The organism is Pseudomonas sp. TE6283, assembly GCF_054060555.1.
In genome coordinates, this window is sequence record NZ_JBSSDH010000002.1 from 389,043 (window position 1) to 408,697 (window position 19,655).

Genomic DNA, 19,655 nt, shown 5'->3' on the forward strand with positions numbered 1-19,655 from the left:
ATCCAGAATTCGAGCACATCCATTAAACATCCAAGCACGCCGAATATGGCAACCCAGGAATCACTCCAATGACGCCGGCTCGATTAATCCCAATAGTTTTCTTGTATCTGTTTTCCAGTGCCAGCATCGCCTGTACGTTTCGTGACACTCGTAACAACGCCGTCTACGAGTTGAATCTGTCAGAGGCTGAATGCCGTACGATCTCGTATATTGATGGGCCCATCATCCCGATGCGCCTCAGCTATCCGGAAGGTAAAGTCGTTGACTCGGCATGGCGGGGGGAGACCATTCACCTCCTTCTATACCATGTCGACTCGAAGCATCGGTTAGATCGCATGCTTGACGGGGCCTCTTACATCCGAAGCATCGGCGACCTGGATGTCTATAAAGACTCGAGCGAAGAATTTTATCTGCTCAGGGGTAGTGATAGCGCGCGCATTTTTATCAAAGAACGCGGCTATACGTGGCTTGCGAAGCGCATGTATAGCGGGGTGTTGATCCAGTATCAATACGACCGCCGACTCACGAACTTTGCAACAATTGACAATCTCATAATGGCTGCGCTCGAGCACATGCTCGGGCGCCAGGGTGAACAATGATTAGGCTCAAGTCATACCGCCGCCCCAGCATTCTAAATCCAGTTTGTTTTTTGCTGGCGGCTTGTCTACCCCTTACTGTTATCGCCGACTGCAGGCCAAACGTGGGTCCTGCGCCGTCCCGCTTGGCGCACCTTGAGCTGAGTGATCAAGAGTGCAGGACACTCGAACGAATGGGATCGCCACAAATTTTTATGACATTGGACTTCCCAACGGGCGAAGTCGTTGAGCAAACCCCGCGTAACCGAAAGATCAGAGTCCGCATTCGTGAGGCCGGTCCATATTTCAATTTGATGGCCGCGTTCGTAACACTTAAGCCAACACGCGAGGAACCTGGCATTACGGTATATGGCAGCGATGACGATGCCACCTATCTTTTGACGGGGTCCGACGGTGAAAAATTTTACGTGACAGCCATCGTGGAGACCTGGGTAGCCCATAGGACTTACAAGGGGCTCGACGTGAACTATCAATACAGTCGAAACATAAAAAACTTTAAACAAATGGACGATGCGGTGCTCAAGCTTCTGAACAGAGTTTTCATCAAAACCCAGGAGTAGAAAACACACATAACATGATTAGGCTTCTTTTCGCCGATCAGGGAGCGCGCCAGCGCAAACTCACTCATCTGCGAGAATCCTCTCGTACGCACTCAAATTAAGGTTAAAGGATGAACATGATAAACATGACAGCTGAGCAGCTGTCAGAACTCACACGCCTGCGCGATAGCAAACGCTACCCCGACATGTATCGCTATATGCTCGAGGTCGTGACTGCGCAAAAAAATATCACTCACGATGCTCAAGCGCTAGACGATTTGACTACTGCTCAGACGTGGTTGAATGTAGCTATCAGCGTCAACTCGAATGATGGTCAGTTTCCAAACCAGATGGTCCGCGGGTCAATGCAGTTCGCGGCGGCAAGTAAAGGTAAACCTCTTTCCGACACTGAATTTCAAAAAGGCTCCGATAAGCTCGCCTGGAATATTGCGGACAGTATCATAAAAAATGGTGGTTTCCCCCCGATCAACGACATCATGAAGGATGATCGGGATATGACTGTCGATGCGTTTGGCCTCGAATCATGGCAATGGCCTGGCACCATCGCCGATACCTTCCCCCCTCTGCTGGGAGGTCTCAACCGCGAGGTTTCGACCATCCCGGGCCAAGGCGAAACCTACGCAAAGCACCTCAGGCTCGCTGTCATGCAGAACCTCGCCGGGGTCAGTCGGTACATTTCCAGCTTCACCGAATTGGACATGCTTCCCGCATGGAAATATGCCAATGAGCTAAGGCGCTTCGCTGCGGACAACACCTACAAGATGTTCCAGTGGTTCGGTGCCGGTGACGACACTCCCGTCCAGCCCGATACCAACCAGTCGATCCAGATCCACATCGACGCCTCGCCCAAGCCACAGCAGCACATCCAGGGCGAAGACCAGGCACGCCAGGACGTGAGCAACGGCTATGTGCAGAACGCCGCGACCCACAACGTGTTCGCCCTCGGCGGTATTCTCAACAAGACCGACTTCGCCTCCACGCAGATGGCCAGCCTGACCTCGGGCGGCATCCGCCCTGGCGAAATGCAACTGGACCCGAACGCCCGCCCCAACAGCCACCTGTCGAAGTTCTACCTCGACCAGCCGAGCACCAGCGGTTTCGATTTCAGCCTGCGCAACGCGGTGACCCTCAACGGCCTGTCGGCCATGACCACCCGCAACACCTACGTCGACCCACTGCTGCTCGACCTGGGCGGCGAAGGCGTGCGCATGACCGACCTGAGCGACGCCGTGCTGTTCGACACCGACCACAGCGGCACGCTCAAGCGCAGTGCCTGGGCCGACCGCAAGACCGGCATGCTGGTGATCGACGACGGCAGCGGCCAGGTCAAGGACGTCAGCCAGATGTTCTCCGAGTACTACAAGGGCAAGGCCGGGGTGAACGGCGCGGCGGGCGAGGCCCGCTTCAAGGACGGCTTCGCCGCGCTGGCCAGCGAGGATGGCAATGGTGATGGCATCATCGATGCCCGCGACCCGATCTGGAACCAGCTGCGCGTCTGGGTAGACGCCAGCCATGACGCCCGCGTCGATCGCGGCGAACTGAAGACCCTGACCGAGCTGGGCATCACCCAGATCAACGTGCGCGCCGCCGGTACACCTGGCGAGAGCCGCGATGGCAGCCGCGTGCTGGCCCGGGGTTCGTTCGTCATTGGCGGCAACACCCGCGAGGCGCTGGCGGTGGACTTCCTCGGCGACCCGGTGAGCAGCAGCACCACCCGCCAAAGCAATGGCCTGCGCGTAACCTCCAGCAGCGATGGCGCCACGACCACGGCCTACAGCAGCACCAGCACCCAAGGCGAACACCTGGACGCCACGGCGCTGGGGGTGAACAACCTGTACGGCGGCAGCGGCGACGACCGCCTCACCGCGAGCGCCAGCGGCAGCTGGCTGGTCGGAGGTGGCGGCAGCAATACGTACGTCGGGGGTGCCGGCGACGATGTCTTCGTCATCAGCGCCAGCGACAACCCACAGAACATCCAGGGCAACGGCGGCCGCGACACAGCGCTGATCGTCGGCGACCAGGGCGTCGAGCTGAACATGGCCAAGGCTGGGCTGACCATCGCCCAGGGCGGTCGCGGCGACGACGTGATCCGCAGTGGCGGTGGCGCCGGTGTGTTCATCAAGGGCGGGGAGGGCAATGCCACCCTGATCGGCGGCGCCGGCAACGACGTGCTGGTCGGCGGCAGCGGCCACAACACCTTGATCGGGGGCAGCGGCAAGGCGGTGATCTACGCCGGGCCCAACGGCGACCTGATCTACGCCTCGGCAGGGGGCAGCATCATCCACGCCGGTGGCGGCAACGATGTGATCCACGGTGGAGCCGGTGACGATGTGATCGAGGTCGGCCACGGCAACGCTCGGATCGACGGCGGCGCCGGCACTAACCTGGTCAGCCTGCACGGCAAGTACGGCGAGTACCGCATCACCCACACCAGCAACGGCTACCAGGTGGCCGACAACCTGGCCGGGCGCGACGGTACCGTGCAACTGCGCAACATCCACAAGCTCAACTTCGCCGACATTTCCGCCGTGGACCTGTCGCAACCCAATGCCATGCCAGTGGCCGACGTGCTGCGCCAGGACAAGGACGGCCAGCGCTTTGACCGCAACCGCAGCCACCTGATCGCCGCCTCCAGCTTGCTGGCCAACGACCTGCTGCTTGGCAGCCAGGGTGGCCTGCGCATCGACAACATCGGCGATGCCACTGGCGGCTCGGTCAGCCTCACCGCCCAGGGTGATGTGCTGTTCACCCCGTTGGCCGGCTACACCGGCATGATGGGTTTCAAGTACGGCATCGTCGACGCCCAGGGCAACAAGTCGGCCTCAGTGGTCGACCTGGGTAGCGGCCAGACGGCGCCGATGCGCGCCAGCGTGACCCTGCTCGACGCCGGCATGCCAAACGACCCGCTGGCCGCACAGCAGTGGTATCTGAGCGACACCAACGTGCTGCCGGTGTGGCAGGACTACACCGGCAAGGGCGTGCGCATCGCCATGTTCGAGCCCGGTGGCGAGTTCGCCACGGCGCCGGAAATCTTCGACATCCAGCACCCGGACCTGGCCGCCAACGTCGACCAGGCCTGGCTCAAGACCCAGCACGACAAAGGCGTACTGCCGGAGCTGGCCTCCAACCACGCGACCATGGTCGCCGGGGTGATGGTGGCCGGGCGCAACGACAAAGGTGGCGTGGGCGTGGCCTATGACGCCAAGCTCAGTGGCTTCTACCTGGCCAACAAGGGCGATGACCTTACCGGCCTGGGCAACATGGTCAGCTACGATGTCGCCAACCACAGCTGGGGCTTCCAGAACGACTTCGCCATCAGCAACCTGCAGAACGGTGCCATCGACACCGCCAGCGCCCTGGCGGCCAACGCCCGCTATGCCGCGCACAACGGCCGCGGCGGCCTGGGCACGGTGATCGTCACCGCCGGCGGCAACCAGCGCGCCCACGGCGGCAGCGCCCAAGGCTCGCTGACCAACAACAACCGCTTCTCGATCGAGGTCGGGGCGATCAACGCCCAGGGCGACCTGTCGACCCTGCAGATCGGCTCGACGCCGTTCTCCAACCCTGGTGCCAGCCTGCTGGTCTCGGCCCCGGGCAGCAACGTGCTGTCCACCAGCCGCCTGGTGGAGACCGAGCGCGGCTCAACCTTCGGCAACGACTACACGAGCATGCAAGGCACCAGCTTCGCCGCGCCGATCGTCTCCGGCGTGGCCGCGCTGATGCTCGAAGCCAACCCCAACCTGGGCTACCGCGACGTGCAGCAGATCCTTGCGCTGTCGGCCCGCCGGGTCAACGACAGTGCCACCCGCTGGGACGACAACGGCGCGCGCAACTGGAACGGCGGCGGCATGCACACCAGCCACGACTACGGCTTCGGCGAAGTGGACGCCCGCGCCGCAGTGCGCCTGGCCGAAAGCTGGATGACCCGTAGCACCGGCGCCGACGAAAGCGTGTTCAGCGCCAACAGCGGCGCCCTGGGCAAGACCCTGGCCGGCGGTGGCAGCCTGAGCACCTCGCTGCAGATGGACGCCGGGCTGAACGTCGAGCACGTGGAAATCGACCTGGACGCCAGCGTCGGCCGCCTCGGCGACCTGACCGTCACCCTCGTCTCGCCCGATGGCACCCGCAGCATCCTGCTCGACCGCACCGGCAAGGTGCCGCAGGGGATGGCCGGCGCCAGCGACGCCGACATGGGCAGCACGCGCTCCGGGGCCTTCAAGTACAGCTTCATGAGCACCCGTGACTGGGGTGAACGCTCGGCCGGCACCTGGACCCTCGAGGTCAAGGACGCCAGCAACGGCCAACCGGTGACCCTCAACAACTGGGCCCTGCGCCTGTATGGCAGCAAGGCCGGCGCGGACGACACCTACTTCTACACCGACGAGTACCTCAAGGCGGTGCAGGGCCACGCCAGCCGCAGCGTGCTGGATGACGCCGGCAACGGCACCGCAGGCGGGCGCAACACCCTCAACGCCGCGGCGGTCAGCGGCGATGTCCAGGTCAACCTGGCCACCGGCGTGGCCAGCATCGGCGGCGCGGCGCTGACCTTGCGCAACCCGAACGGCGTGCACAACCTCATCAGCGGTGACGGCAACGACACCCTGGTGGCCGGCAACGCCGATGCCCTGCTCGACGGTGGCCGAGGCAACAACAGCCTGACCGGCGGTAGCGGCAAGGACTTCTTCGTGGTCCATCGCCGCGAGGGCGGCCAGGACACCGTGCACCACTTCGAAGCGGCAAAAGGGGAGGTCATCGACCTGGTCGGTTTCACTGGCAAGACCTTCGCCGACCTGACCCTGCAGCAGCAGGGCGCGGATGTCCGCGTCGACCTGGGCAACGGCCAGCACATCCTGCTGAGCGGGCAGTCGCTGGGCAACATCAGCGCGGCGAACTTCCAGTTCCAGGACAGCTTCGTCGCCCCGGCCAACTATGTCGACAGCAGCCGACCAAACGTGGACACCGGCACCGTTGCCGGCACCATGGTGCTCAACGGCGGTGGCCAGGGCGTAAACTTCAGCAGCGGCGCCGACGGCCAACTGGTTGCCGCGCTGGCGGGCAAGGTGTACAGCCACGACAGCGCCACCTCGGACCGCTTCATCATCAGCCACCAGCTCAATGCCAGTGACTACCACAATGCCTTGCGCGGCTTCCGTCATGGCATCGACAAGATCGACCTGAGCCAGGTCGGTGTCACCCGTTTCGAAGAGCTGAGCATCGTCCAGAAGAACCGCGGCACCATCAATGGCCTGTCGCAGATCCATGGCGTTGAACTGAGCACCAACGTGCTGCGCGGCGCGAATCAGCCGGTCAACCTGGCTTACCTCGACGCCATCGAAGTGGCCCAGCTCGATGCCGGCGACTTCATCTTCGCCAGCGCCCATCTGCCGATGGAAACCGGCCAGCCCGCGCTGCCGCCGACCCGCCTGCCGGGGACCGACCTGTCGCTGCCGGACCGGGTCAAGCCCATCGAGATCCCCGACCGGCTCACGCCGATCGTCGAGCGTCCCGACATCAAGATTCCCGATGTCCGGATTCCGGACTTCAGCATTCCGGATCACCGGATCCCGGATCTGACCGACTTGCTCAATCGCAGCACGGACGACTGGCGCAAGCGCTTCGATGACCATCCGAGCGTACCGACCCGGCCTGTCGAGATCCCTGACATCCGGCCAACGCCCATCGAGATCCCGGAAATCAGAATCCCTGACCGAACTGCGGTCGACCTGCGCCCTAGCACCGATATCGGCTCGATCTTGGAAGAAGCGAGGCGCCGGCACGAGCAGATCATGGAGGAAAGCAACCGCCGCACGGACGAATTGCTCAAGCCGACCCGACCTGTCGAGATCCCCGACATTCGGCCAGCGACCATCGAAATCGCTGACAGACCTGCGGTCGACCTGCACACAAGCACTGATGTCGACTCGATCGTCGAAGAAGCAAGGCGCCGGCACAAGCAGATCATGGAGGAAGTCCACAACGACCGGTTCGAACACAAGCCGGTGACACTGCCGGACATCAATGCCAGCGACTACCTCAAACACCCCACATCCTCCGACGCCACTCCGGCATCGAAGCCACAGGCCAGCACCTCACCAGCGCAGGCCTATCAGTTGATCGTCGCCGGTCAGGCCTGGAGCGCTGGCTCCTTGAGCGGGCTATTCGGCATGGCGCTCAAGGACCAGGCACCGGTTTACCAGGTCAGCCTGGCCGATGGCTCGCCGCTGCCAGCCTGGATGAGCTTCGACTCGGCTCAGGCGTCGCTGGCAGGGATACCTGAGGCCGGTCTCGCCGGCACCTTCGACATCAAGGTGAATGCCGGCAGCCAAACTAGTGCCGTGCTGCACCTGATGGTCCAACCGACGGTGATGACCGTGCCGATGTTCAGCAGCGTCACCCTGGCCGACGACCAGTACGCGGTGAACCTAAGCAATTCGTTCACCAAGGTCACCGCCAACGGCGGCCGTCATCTGGCACTGCTCGGCAGCGGGGCCAAAGCCACCCTGCTGGGCAGGGACGACCAGCAGGTCTTTGCCACTGGCTCGCGGGCAGAGGTAACCCTGGGTGATGGTAACAACACGGTCAAGGGAGGGGTCGGCACGCTGGTAGCCGGTCATGGTGACAACCTCATCGAAACGACAGGATCGTCTACCAACCTCACGCTGGGCAACGGCCACAACACCATCAAGGGTAGTCTCGACAAGCTGGTGGCCGGCAATGGCGACAACCTCATCGAAACCACCGGCTCATCCGCCGACGTCACGCTGGGCGATGGCCGCAATACCATCAACGGCAGGCTCGACAAACTGGTTGCCGGTAATGGCGACAACCATGTCGAAAGCTCGGGCTCGTTCGCCGAGATCACCCTGGGCAATGGCGGCAACTCGATTAAAGGCGAATTCCGCAAGCTGGTGGTCGGCGATGGCGACAACCGCATCGAGACGTCATCGTCGTTCACCAAGATCAAGCTGGGCAAAGGCCACAACAACGTCGTGGTCGAAGGCAGCATGGCCGATGTGGAAGTCGGTGAAGGTCATACCGAGGTTGCATTCCGGGGCTCCATGAGCACCTTGAACTTCGGCAAGCCCGTACTGCCCGAACAGCTGTGGTTCCAGCACCAGGGCGATGACCTGCTGATCAGCCGTATCGGCAGTGCGCAGCAGGTCACCCTGCATGACTGGTATGCCAGCTCGCCAGCCCGGGTCCGCGACATCGTTGCGGGTAACGGTCAGCACTTGTCGGACCGCAATGTCGAGCAACTGGTCCAGGCCATGGCGGCGTTCGCGCCGCCCGGCGCGGCTGCTACCAGCTTCGACGCGGCGCAGGCGCAAGCCTTGCAGCCGGTCCTCGCCGCCAACTGGCGCTAACGCCTGGCACCTGGAGGCTTGCGAGCCTCCAGGTGACGGCATCCTGATCAAAACAACGCCATCTGCCCGCCCGGCGGGCAGAATGCGCTGCAGTCCAGCGCCAACACCTCCCGCCCTTCGAACCCCAGCCGCCTGGCCGCCTTGCGAAAGCGCTGCGCCAGCAATTCGGCGAACACGCCTTCACCGCGCATCCGCGCACCGAAGCGGCTGTCATACAACTCGCCCCCCCGGCTCTGGCGGATCAGGCTCAGCACATGCGCGGCCCGCTGCGGGTAGTGATCGTGCAGCCACTGCTCGAACAACGGTGCGACCTCCAGCGGCAAGCGCAGCATCATGTACGCCGCGCTCTGCGCGCCGGCCTCCTGCGCCGCCTCCAGCAGGTGCTCCAGTTCGCTGTCATTGATCATCGGGATCATCGGCGAACACAGCACGCCCACTGGCACACCGGCCTCACGCAGCACGCGAATTGCGCGCAGGCGCGCCTTTGGAGCGGCCGCACGTGGTTCGAGGGTGCGCTTGAGCTCATCGTCCAGGGTTGTGAGGCTGATCATCACCCGCGCCAGGCGCTGGCTGGCCAGCTCGCTCAGCAAGTCCAGGTCGCGCAGCACCAGCGAGCCCTTGGTGACGATGGTCACTGGGTGGCGGTAGCGCAGCAGAACTTCGAGCAGGCGCCGGGTCAGCTGTTGTTCACGCTCGATGGGTTGATAAGGGTCGGTGTTGGACCCCAGGTTGATCGGCGCGCAGACATAGCCAGGCTTGCTCAGTTGCTGCTCGAGCACCTCGGCGGCGTTGGTCTTGGCGATCAGCTTGGTTTCGAAGTCCAGCCCGGGGGAGAGGTCCCAATAGGCGTGGCTGGGACGGGCGTAACAGTAGATGCAGCCATGCTCGCAACCGCGATAGGGGTTGATCGAACGGTCGAAAGGCAGGTCGGGTGAGGTGTTGCGCGCGATGATGGTCTTCGCCACCTCGATTCGTACCTCGGTGCCCTGGGTTATCGGCACCTCTTGGTACCACCCATCATCCTCGGCCACCGCACGACTCGGGGCGAAACGGTTGTGCGGGTTGCTGGCGGTGCCGCGGCCGCGGATGGGAGAAGCAGACATGACGACAACTCATTAACTGTGTTTTTGTACAGTACAATGAGTCGTCATCGATAACCAGTACCGTCAGGCAGGCTGATGCCAGTCCCGGTAGGCCGCCAGGGAAAGCCCCCTGCCGACGAATGCGTTGAATGAAGCGGAAAGCCCGCGCAAGGCAATCTTGGTCATGAGCTCCCGCCGCATGATCCGCGCGACCTCCCGCTGATCGACACCTTGCGCCTCGAAACGGGTGAACGCATCGATGGCATGCACCTGTGCCCATTTGTAGCTGTAGTACCCGGCCTCATAGCCCGTCACCAGGTAATCAAATGACTCGGCGAAGCGCTCCTGCACGAATGCCGCAGGAAGCCCGACCAGATGGCTGGCCTGGCGGGCCAGGTCTTGCAGGTCGAGACGTGCATCCCGATCACGGTGCGCAACGAAGTCGAACCAGGCACGCCGCAGCTTCTCGGCCTCGGCTACACCCCGCAGCCTCCGCCGGCTCGCCAGCCAGCGTCGCAAGGCTTCCAGGGGAACCGGGGCAGTGTCCGCCATGAGGGTGGTGACGCCTTGCAGAGCAGGTGCGGACCAGCACCATTGCTCGAACAGGATGCCAACGAACTCACAGCTGTCCGGGCCGAGTATCGCCGGCAGGGTGCGATTGAGGCGACGATGACGGTGGGTCACGAGAATCTGGTGCAGCGCATGGCCGAACTCATGATGGAGCTTGCACAAATCGCTGTGACCAAGGTGCGACGTAGATCCATCGGTGCCGTGTGCGAAGGAGCAGGACAGCAGTATGGTTGGCAATGTCAACGCACCGTCTGCATCGACATGGCGCTGACGCATTGGGTAGCAGTAAGGCCAGGATAATTTGCCAGGACGCGCGTGAAGGTCGAGGTAGATGTACCCCAGGACACTGCCCTGTTCGCGTACCTCCAGCACTTGCACGTCTGCGTGCCAGCCCGCGACGGCATGCGGCACCATGCGGATATCGAACAACCGCTCGTGCAACTCGCGCAAAGCGGTCAGGGCTGTATCGAGTGGGAAGCGATCACGCAGTTGCAGCCCGGCGACAGCATCGTCCCTGAGCTGCCTGGTCAGATAAGCGATATCCCAAGGCTCAAGCGTCCCCATACCCAATTGGCCAGCCCGCTCCTGCAGTTCCTCGAGGTCGGCTTGCAGTCTGGGACGGTTCTCTTCGATCAGACTGTCGATGAATGTTTCGACCTCTCTTGTGGTACGAGCGGCTTTCAGCTCGAGCCCGACCTCGGCAGCGTTGGCCAAGCCCAGCAGCTGTGCCCGCTCGTGCCGCAAACGCAGCAGCGCTTGCATTACCTGGGCATTGTCGTGTTCAGGGTCCGTCGCCAGCGACCGGGAAGCACGGTAGACCCAGGCACGCAGCGAGCGATCATCAGCCGATTCGAGAATCGCCTCGACGGTCGTTTCCCCCAGGTCGACCAGCCAGCCATCCAGCTCCTCCTCCTCGGCGTTGTCACGCAGGCGTTGCCGTTGCTGTCCGTCAAGACCACTCAATTGCGATTCATCGGTCAACAAACGCGCCCCGGCACTTCGAGCGCTTCTCAGATTGCTCATGAACTGCCGTTCGAGCCCGGTAATGGCAGCTTCGGTCGCGCGCAATTGGGCCCGTTCAGCGCCCTCCAGCTGGAAGCCACCCAGGCGAAAGTCCCTGAGAAGCATCGACAGCACCACACGTTGCTCAGTGTCGAGTGTCGCCTGGTCAATGCGTTGATAGGCCTGCAACAGCCCCGGACATTCATGTTTACGCCGTTTCCATTCGCCGAGCAAACCATGGCAGGCACCCACCGCATCGGCCCAATCCCCTCCCTCGTAGGCGAGAGGGACCAGTGAGTGAAAAGTGTCCTCCAGCCGCTGGTCGAGCCGCTCGATTGCCAGGACCAGGTCATTCCATCCAGGAACATGCGCCTGATCGGCCACGATCCGTTCAAGCGCTGTCAGGTTGGCATCATGAATCTGGCGAACGGCCGGTTCGAGCTGCTCGGGCCGCAACGACGCGTAATCAAGCAGCCTGCCATGAAGAAAAACGAAGGGGTGGGTCATCGTGCACCTCGGTGCGGGTCAAGGGACCTACACCTTAGTGACCCACCCAAGCGGGACAGGCAGCAATATCTATCCTGAGCCCAAAGAGCGTGCCGAGGGCGCCCGAAAGGTCGTTATTCCGAAGGCTTCTTCAGTTTCGGATTGGGAAAGAACTGCACGGTCTGCACTTTGGTCGGCGGTGCTTTCGGCGCCAGGTGGTTGACCCGGGTTCCGAGCTCGCTGGGTACCGACAGGCCTTGTTCGTTCAGGGTGTCAGTGAACCCGCAGGCCACGCACTCTCGGTGCGGCACGCCGTCCTCGTTCCACATCATCAGCTTGTCCATCTCGCTGCACGCCGGGCAGACCGCCCCGGCGATGAAACGTCGTTTGCTCTTGCTCACGGCTACCTCGCTCATGCCGCCGCGTCCTCGGTAAGACCACTGTGGCGCAGCAATGCATCGATGGAAGGCTCACGGCCCCGGAAGTCGACGAACAGCACCATCGGCTCGCGGGAACCACCACGGGCCAGGATGGCTTCGCGGAAGGCGCGGCCCGTCTCGGCGTTCAGCACACCTTCTTCCTCGAAGCGCGAGAAGGCGTCGGCCGACAGCACTTCGGCCCACTTGTAACTGTAGTAACCCGCCGCGTAGCCGCCGGCGAAGATGTGCGCGAAGCTGTTGGGGAAGCGGTTGTAGGCCGGCGGACGCATCACCGAGACTTCGTCACGCACGCCTTCGAGCACCTGCAGCACGCTGCGGCCGTCGCCGTGGGTGGCATGCAGCTCGAAGTCGAACAGCGAGAACTCCAGCTGACGCACCATCATCATGCCGGACTGGAAGTTCTTCGCCGCCAGCATCTTGTCCAGCAGGTCCTGGGGCAGCGGTTCGCCGGTCTCGTAGTGGCCGGAAATCAGCGCCAGGCCCTCGGGCTCCCAGCACCAGTTCTCCATGAACTGGCTCGGCAGCTCCACCGCGTCCCAGGCCACGCCGTTGATGCCGGACACGCCGGCATGCTCGATACGGGTCAGCAGGTGGTGCAGGCCGTGGCCGAACTCGTGGAACAGGGTGGTGACTTCATCGTGCGTCAGCAGCGCCGGTTTGCCGGGCGTGGCCGGGGTGAAGTTGCACACCAGGTTGGCCACCGGACTCTGCAGCGAGCCTGCGGCGGTGCGGCGGTGATCGCGGGCACCGTCCATCCAGGCACCGCCACGCTTGTTGGCGCGGGCATAGAGGTCGAAGAAGAAGCGGCCGACGTGCTGGCCGTGTTCCTTGATCTCGAACAGGCGCACGTCCGGGTGCCAGCCGTCGAAGCCCTTGAGCTCGGCGATCTCGATGCCGTACAGGCGCTGGACGATGGCGAACAGGCCGGACAACACCTTGTCGATCGGGAAGTAGGCGCGCAGGGCTTCCTGCGACACGCTGTAGCGCTGTTCGCGCAGCTTTTCGCCGAAATAGCCGGCGTCCCAGCTGGCCAGCTCCGGAGTGCCCTGCTCGGCGGCGAAGGCCTTGAGCTGCTCCAGGTCCTGGGCGGCAAACGGCTTGGAACGCTTGGCCAGGTCACGCAGGAAGCTCAGCACCTGGTCGCTGGACTCAGCCATCTTGGTGGCCAGGCTCAGTTCGGCGAAGTTCGGGTAGCCCAGCAGCTTGGCCAGCTCCTGGCGCAGCTCGAGGATCTCTTCCATCACCGGGCCGTTGTCGAACTGGCCGGCGTTCGGGCCCTGGTCGGAGGCGCGGGTGCAGTAGGCGGCGTACAGTTCTTCGCGCAGGGCGCGGTCGTCGGCGTAGGTCATCACCGCGTAGTAGCTGGGGAATTCCAGGGTGATCAGCCAGCCGTCAAGGCCCTTGGCCTGGGCGGCGGCGGCCATCTGCGCCTTGGCCGAGTCGGTCAGGCCGGCGAGGGCGGCCTCGTCGGTGACGTGCTTGGTCCAGGCCTGGGTGGCATCGAGCAACTGGTTGGAGAAGCGGCTGCCCAGCTCGCTGAGCTTGCTCTGCACTTCGGCATAGCGCTGCTGCTTGTCGGCCGGCAGGTCGATGCCCGACAGGCGGAAGTCGCGCAGGGCGTGATCGATAATGGTCTTCTGCGCCACATCGAAGCCGGCGGCCTCGGGGCTGGCGGCCAGGGCTTCATAGGCTTCGAACAGGGCACGGTTCTGGCCCAGCTCGGTGGAATAGGCGCTCAGGGCCGGCAGGCACGACTCATAGGCCTCGCGCAGTTCCTGGCTGTTGCACACCGCGTTCAGGTGGCTGACCGGGCTCCAGGCGGCGCCCAGGCGGTCGTTGAGCTCGTCCATCGCCAGCACCAGGCCGGCCCAGGTCGGGTTCTTGCCCTGCTTTTCGAGGATCTCGGCGATGGCCTTGCGGTTGTCGGCGAGGATCTGCTCGATCGCCGGCAGCACATGCTCGGCGCGGATTGCCGAGAAGGGCGGCAGATCATGGGACTGCAGCAGCGGGTTGTTCGCACTCACGGTTCGGGTACCTTGGCAGGAGAAACACGGGACCATCTTAATTACAATCGACGCCGACCGCAGCAGGCAGCCTGCCTATCGGCATTGCAGAGGAACACTATCATGGCCCTCCGGACCTTCCAGCAACACACGCCGAAAGTGGGAGCACGGGCCTTCGTCGACCGCTCGGCGGTGGTCATCGGCGACGTCGAGATCGGCGAGGACAGCTCGATCTGGCCGCTGACCGTGGTGCGCGGCGACATGCACCGCATCCGCATCGGCGCGCGCACCAGCGTGCAGGACGGCAGCGTGCTGCACATCACCCACGCCGGGCCGTTCAACCCCGACGGTTTTCCGCTGATCGTCGGCGACGAGGTGACCATCGGTCACAAAGTCATGCTGCATGGCTGTACCCTGGGCAACCGCATCCTGGTCGGCATGGGCAGCACCATCATGGACGGCGCCATCGTCGAGGACGAGGTGATCATCGGCGCCGGCAGCCTGGTGCCGCCGGGCAAGCGCCTGGTCAGCGGCTACCTGTACATGGGCAGCCCGGTGAAACAGGTGCGCCTGCTGAGCGAACAGGAGCACGCGTTCTTCCCCTACAGCGCCGGCAACTACGTGAAGCTCAAGGATCAGCACCTGGCCGAAGGCTACGACCGACCGCAATGACGCCATCGCGGGGCGGGCAAGCCTGCTCCCCCGACCTTTGCATACCCCGCGATGGCATCCAGATGAACAGCAGAGTGAACAGCTCCATGCACCAGCAGAACATCCTTTTCGACCTCGACGGCACCCTGACCGACCCGCGCTCAGGGATTACCCGCTCGATCCAGTACGCCCTGGCCAAGCTGGGCATCGACGAGCCGGACCTGACCCGCCTCGAGCACTTCATCGGCCCACCCCTGTTGCAGGCCTTCATGCAGTTCTATGACTTCGACGAGGCCAAGGCCTGGGACGCGGTGAACTTCTACCGCGAGCGCTTCAAGGTCACAGGGCTGTACGAAAACCTGGTGTTCGATGGTGTGCCGCAGCTGCTGCAGGCGCTCAACGGCCAGGGCCGCACCCTGTATATCGCCACGTCCAAGCCATGGGTCTATGCCCGCGAGATCGCCCGGCATTTCGAATTCGACCACCACTTCAAGGTGATCTACGGCAGCGAGCTGGACGGCACCCGTACCAACAAGGTCGAGCTGATTCGCCACCTGTTGGATGAAGAGGGACTGGACCCGGCACAGACCCTGATGATCGGCGACCGCAAGCATGACCTGATCGGTGCGCGCAGCAACGGTGTGCAGGCGGTGGCGGTGGGCTATGGGTTCGGCAGCCGGGAGGAACTCGAGGCCGAGACGCCGGCGTTCCATTTCGAGACGCTGGCCGAGTTACATCAGGCGTTCAGCAAAGGCTGATATGTATCGGGGCTGCAAAGCAGCCCCTTTATCTCAAGGCCTTGCCATCAACCGTCCAAGCACCGCCTTGCGCTGTTCGATCGGCATCCGCCCCAGCGCCTCGACCCGCTCGTAAAACAGTCCCCAGTCTCCTCCAACCTCATCGAACAGCTTCGAAAACGCCGGGACCCACTGGTCATAAAGCCCAAAAGGCAGCAACTTGGCATTGTTCAATGGAGCAAAGATCCAGGCATCGAAACGCCGTTCCCCACCCCAGTCGCGGTCCCGTACCTCGCGGTACTCCCGCCGCAACCGCTCGAACTCGGCCTGCTTGGCCGCCCGCTTGCCCCCCTCATCCAACGGCCCGGCATAAATTGCCTGCAACCGCTCGCGGCTGGCCAGCACCAGCCGGGTGAACTGTTCGCGCTGCCGGGCCCCGACCTCCTCGATGGCAGCCAACCCACGTGCCGCGCGCCATTGCCGTGTTCCCTCCTGCTCGACAAAGGAGGCGAACGACTCGTTGAACTCGGTATCGTCCTGCACGTAGAAGCGCTGGTGCGCCAGCTCATGAAAGATCACCGTGGCCAGGCGCTCATCGCCCCAGCCGGCCATGGTCGACAGGATCGGATCGTCGAACCAGCCCAGGGTGGAATAAGCCTCCACACCTCCCACATAGACATCCAGGCCCTCCTGGCGCATCAACGCCGCCGCGCCGCGGGCCGCGCCCTGCCGGTAATATCCTCGATAGGCCACGCAGCCGGCGATGGGGAAGCAATGGGTCACCGGCTGCAACGACAGCTCAGGGGTCGCGAACACATTCCATACCACATACGGTCTACCCAGGTCGGCGTAGACCCGGTAACTGCCGTTATCCGGCAACTTCAACTGCTCGCTGGCGAACGCCCGGGCCTTTTCGGCAAACAACAGGCGCTGGCGCAACACCGGGCTGGTGGCAGGACTCTCGATAACCCGGTCCAGCGGCTGGCGTGCCCGCAACAGCTGCCACTGGCCCTCCGCCAGTTGGCCGTAGTAGCTCACGCTGGAGCAACCGCTCAGCAGAACGCCCAGCGCCACGGGAACCAACCCAGTGAAAACGCGGTCGAGAACCCGACGGCTGCAGCGCATGAAAAGAAAAAGTCCAAACATCGAGGCTGTCTATCTCGCTCGTCGGCCGAATGCGACCAAGACTATCTCGCAAAGGGGAAGCTTCGCCATGCGTACTCTGCTGTTTGCCGCCGGCATGCTCGTGCTGCTGTCCGGTTGTGCCTCATTCCTGCCCAGCGCCGACCCGAACCAGGCCTGGATCGACCTGGCCCCGGGTGACAACGACTCGCTGCATGCCTTGCAGGTTGATGAGCGCGCCTGGGCCGACACCCGCTATTTCGAGGTGCAGCCCGGCAATCACGAGCTGACCGTGCGCTACCAGTTCGCCGTGACGCCCAGCAACATCGGCCCGGTGGACGAGCCGCTGTGGCGCGACTGTCAGCTCAATCTCACCTACAAGGACTTCACGGCCGGGCAGCGCTATCAGATGCAGGCCGGCAGTATCGGTTTCCGCCCCTGGATCAAGCTTTACGACCAGCAGCAGAAACTGATCGGCCAAGGCGAGCCGGCAGGCTGCCAGCGCACCTGAACCCCGCGAACGGCGCTATGCTTGTTACCTGTGAACCGCGAGTGGGAGTTTCACCATGCGCCAGCCCATGATGCTGATGGCCCTCAGTGCCCTGGGGGCGTGCGCCAGCCCCTTGCCGCCCGTTGACCCAGGCAAGGCCTGGGTCGATCTCTACACCATCACCCCCGGCAGAACCATCATGGCCGACCGTCTGGACGGCCAGCGCCTGGATGACGGCCGCTACTTCCAGGTGACACCCGGCAAGCATGAGCTGGTGGTGCGCTTCGACTACGAGATCTATTCCGGCGGTTTCAGCACCGACCCCACCGAGCGAACCTGCTATCTCACCGTGCGCTACAACGATTTCAAGGCCGGCCAGCGTTATCGCCTGGAGGCGCGGGCCCCGGCGATGCAGCCACAGGTGCTGCTGTACGACGCCAACCGAAAGGTGGTCGTGAACGAGCCGAGCAACGTCACCTGTATTCCTTGATCGATGATGGGGCTGCCGTGCAGCCCCGACCGTCGAGCCTTACCGATCGTTCTTCTGGTAGATGATCTTCTTCGTGCCGCCCTCGCAGCTGCCAACGATCATGTTGGGATCACTGACCTCGGCATTGGGCACGATCTCAAGCGTGTAGGAGGAAACCTTGTTCGCCTGGATCTTCGCTTCGATCTCGGCCTTCAGTTCCTCGCACGGCTTGGGCGCGGCCAGTGCGGCGGTGGCCAGCAGGGAAGCCAGCACACCTAATGCAACGCGGATCATGGAACGGCTCCTGGGTCAGGGCAGACGAGCTGCCAACGCTGTTTAGACTACAGGAAACCGCCGCCGTTGCGCCGCCTAGGAAAGCAGGGTGGCGTCCAAGCTGATCGTCGCGTTGAGCACCTTGGACACCGGACACCCAGCCTTGGCCTTGTTGGCGATCTCCTGGAACTGCGCCTCGCTGGCCCCAGGCACGGTGGCCTTGAGGGTCAGGTGAACGGCGGTGATGGCAAAGCCATCAGCCTGCTTGTCCAGGCTTACCTCGGCGTGAGTGTCGATCCGTTCAGGCGTGAATCCCGCCTCGCCCAACATCATCGACAACGCCATGGAGAAGCAGCCGGCATGGGCAGCGCCGATCAGTTCCTCCGGGTTGGTCCCAGGCGTGCCTTCGAAACGGGTGTTGAAACCGTAGGGCGCTTGCTCGAGCGCGCCGCTTTCAGTGGAGATCTGGCCCTTGCCATCCTTCAGCCCACCTTGCCAGACCGCCGATGCTGTCTTCTTCATGCTGCCTCCTGTCACAGGGTTGGGGTGTCTAAGGTTCTGAGGACCAAGCCCACGCCAAGTTCAGATCAATCCGCAGGAAGGCATTGAATCCAGCGAATATGCCCATACAGAGTCCAGAAGGCCATGGCCAATCACCTGAAGCGGAGGCTCCAATGACGCACCTGCGAGACCTGAAGATATCCACCCTCGACCTGGTGCCCGTGCGCGCCGATGGGAGCCCCGCGCAATCACTGCGCAACTCGCTGGACCTGGCGCGGCACGTCGAGCGCTTCGGCTACAACCGCTTCTGGGTCGCCGAACACCACAACATGGACGGCATCGCCAGTTCGGCCACCGCCGTGCTGATCGGCTACCTGGCCGGCGGCACCTCGAGCATCCGCGTCGGCTCCGGCGGGGTGATGCTGCCCAACCATGCACCGCTGGTGATCGCCGAGCAGTTCGGCACCCTGGCCAGCCTGTACCCGGGGCGCATCGACCTGGGCCTGGGCCGCGCCCCGGGCTCCGACCAGATGACCGCCCGCGCCCTGCGCCGTGAACGCTCCGGCAGTGCCGACGACTTCCCCGACGATGTCGAGGAACTGTCGCGTTACCTCGGCCCGCGTACAGATGATCAGAAAGTGATCGCCGTACCTGGCCACGACACCGAGGTGCCAATGTGGTTGCTCGGCTCCAGCCTGTTCAGCGCCCAACTGGCAGGCATGCGCGGCATGCCCTATGCCTTTGCCTCGCACTTCGCGCCGCGCTACATGCACGAGGCGATCCGCATCTACCGCGACCATTTCAAGCCGTCCACCACGCTGGACAAGCCCTACGTGATGCTCGGCATCCCGATGGTGGTGGCCGAGACCGACGAGAAGGCCGAGTACCTGGCGACGTCGGTGTACCAGCGTATCCTCGCGCTGATCCGTGGCCAGAGCCTGATGCAGCGCCCGCCGGTCGAAAGCATGAATGGACTATGGCTGCCCCATGAGCGCGATGCGGTGAGCAGTTTCCTGGGCCTGGCGATGATCGGCAGCCCGCAGAAGGTGCGGGCGAAGGTGGAGGTGCTGCTGGAACAGACCGGGGCGGATGAGCTGATCTTCACCAGCGATCTGTACGAGCATGCCGACCGGATCAGGTCCTATGAGCTGATGGCGCAGGCCTTGAAGACCGGTTAAAGGTCATCGCGGGGCAAGCTGAACTGGCCTAATGATCCCGGACACCTCTTAAGGGCGATATGATTCGCCCATTCAGGAGGTTCCATGCAAGAACGAAAGACCTATACCCGCGAGTTCAAGCAACGTGCTGC

The 19,655-nt window shown here is 63.3% G+C and carries 15 protein-coding genes; 8 read left to right on the forward strand and 7 right to left on the reverse strand.

Annotated elements, in window-relative coordinates; translation table 11 throughout:
* Positions 1–68: 68 nt before the first annotated feature.
* The 3 genes from ACVWZ5_RS05410 to ACVWZ5_RS05420 all read left to right on the forward strand — a co-directional run bounded on the left by ACVWZ5_RS05410 (position 69) and on the right by ACVWZ5_RS05420 (position 8,520).
* On the forward strand, positions 69–599 hold the full coding sequence (locus ACVWZ5_RS05410) for a hypothetical protein (protein WP_457340455.1): 531 nt from the start codon (positions 69–71) through the stop codon (positions 597–599).
* A gap of 170 nt (positions 600–769) precedes the next feature.
* Positions 770–1,156 carry a hypothetical protein gene (locus tag ACVWZ5_RS05415; protein ID WP_062572360.1) on the forward strand — a complete coding sequence of 129 codons (387 nt, stop codon included), beginning with the start codon at positions 770–772 and terminating at the stop codon, positions 1,154–1,156.
* A gap of 644 nt (positions 1,157–1,800) precedes the next feature.
* Positions 1,801–8,520, forward strand: coding sequence for a S8 family serine peptidase (locus ACVWZ5_RS05420; protein WP_336196304.1), 6,720 nt, complete (start codon positions 1,801–1,803; stop codon positions 8,518–8,520).
* 47 nt (positions 8,521–8,567) lie between these two features.
* Here the strand turns inward: ACVWZ5_RS05420 and ACVWZ5_RS05425 are convergent, their stop codons facing one another.
* The 4 genes from ACVWZ5_RS05425 to prlC form a co-directional block, all read right to left on the reverse strand.
* Positions 8,568–9,623, reverse strand: coding sequence for a PA0069 family radical SAM protein (locus tag ACVWZ5_RS05425; protein WP_062572358.1), 1,056 nt, complete (start codon positions 9,621–9,623; stop codon positions 8,568–8,570).
* Between the two features lie 63 nt (positions 9,624–9,686).
* A complete protein-coding gene (locus ACVWZ5_RS05430; RefSeq protein ID WP_062572357.1) occupies positions 9,687–11,681 on the reverse strand; it encodes a M3 family metallopeptidase in 1,995 nt (664 codons plus the stop codon).
* Between the two features lie 113 nt (positions 11,682–11,794).
* Positions 11,795–12,076 carry a YheV family putative zinc ribbon protein gene (locus tag ACVWZ5_RS05435; RefSeq protein ID WP_062572356.1) on the reverse strand — a complete coding sequence of 94 codons (282 nt, stop codon included), beginning with the start codon at positions 12,074–12,076 and terminating at the stop codon, positions 11,795–11,797.
* Positions 12,073–14,124, reverse strand: coding sequence for an oligopeptidase A (gene prlC / locus ACVWZ5_RS05440; protein WP_280084015.1), 2,052 nt, complete (start codon positions 14,122–14,124; stop codon positions 12,073–12,075). The genes ACVWZ5_RS05435 and prlC overlap by 4 nt, the downstream gene beginning before the upstream one ends.
* Before the next feature lie 102 nt (positions 14,125–14,226).
* On the opposite strand from prlC, the gene ACVWZ5_RS05445 reads away from it, so the two are divergent.
* Positions 14,227–14,775 (forward strand): gamma carbonic anhydrase family protein, encoded by a 549-nt coding sequence (locus ACVWZ5_RS05445; protein ID WP_084940948.1) that lies wholly within the window; start codon positions 14,227–14,229, stop codon positions 14,773–14,775.
* An 86-nt stretch (positions 14,776–14,861) separates the two neighbouring features.
* A complete protein-coding gene (locus ACVWZ5_RS05450) occupies positions 14,862–15,512 on the forward strand; it encodes an HAD family hydrolase (RefSeq protein WP_435768154.1) in 651 nt (216 codons plus the stop codon).
* A gap of 33 nt (positions 15,513–15,545) precedes the next feature.
* Here the strand turns inward: ACVWZ5_RS05450 and ACVWZ5_RS05455 are convergent, their stop codons facing one another.
* Positions 15,546–16,616 (reverse strand): aminopeptidase, encoded by a 1,071-nt coding sequence (locus ACVWZ5_RS05455; protein WP_084941126.1) that lies wholly within the window; start codon positions 16,614–16,616, stop codon positions 15,546–15,548.
* An 88-nt stretch (positions 16,617–16,704) separates the two neighbouring features.
* Between ACVWZ5_RS05455 and ACVWZ5_RS05460 the strand changes: the two genes are divergently transcribed.
* Both ACVWZ5_RS05460 and ACVWZ5_RS05465 read left to right on the forward strand, forming a co-directional pair.
* The gene (locus ACVWZ5_RS05460) at positions 16,705–17,124 is read left to right on the forward strand and encodes a PA0061/PA0062 family lipoprotein (protein ID WP_062572352.1); all 420 of its coding nucleotides are present in this window, start codon (positions 16,705–16,707) and stop codon (positions 17,122–17,124) included.
* Between the two features lie 55 nt (positions 17,125–17,179).
* Positions 17,180–17,593, forward strand: a complete 414-nt coding sequence (locus tag ACVWZ5_RS05465) for a PA0061/PA0062 family lipoprotein (protein WP_028688711.1) — start codon at positions 17,180–17,182, stop codon at positions 17,591–17,593.
* A 39-nt stretch (positions 17,594–17,632) separates the two neighbouring features.
* Here the strand turns inward: ACVWZ5_RS05465 and ACVWZ5_RS05470 are convergent, their stop codons facing one another.
* Both ACVWZ5_RS05470 and ACVWZ5_RS05475 read right to left on the reverse strand, forming a co-directional pair.
* Complete coding sequence (locus ACVWZ5_RS05470) at positions 17,633–17,866, reverse strand: DUF1161 domain-containing protein (protein ID WP_280071259.1); 234 nt, start codon at positions 17,864–17,866, stop codon at positions 17,633–17,635.
* Between the two features lie 75 nt (positions 17,867–17,941).
* The gene (locus tag ACVWZ5_RS05475; protein WP_186600078.1) at positions 17,942–18,367 is read right to left on the reverse strand and encodes an OsmC family protein; all 426 of its coding nucleotides are present in this window, start codon (positions 18,365–18,367) and stop codon (positions 17,942–17,944) included.
* A 152-nt stretch (positions 18,368–18,519) separates the two neighbouring features.
* Between ACVWZ5_RS05475 and ACVWZ5_RS05480 the strand changes: the two genes are divergently transcribed.
* Entirely contained in the window at positions 18,520–19,524 is a 1,005-nt protein-coding gene (locus tag ACVWZ5_RS05480; protein ID WP_028688714.1) for an LLM class flavin-dependent oxidoreductase, read from the forward strand.
* Positions 19,525–19,655 lie beyond the last annotated feature (131 nt).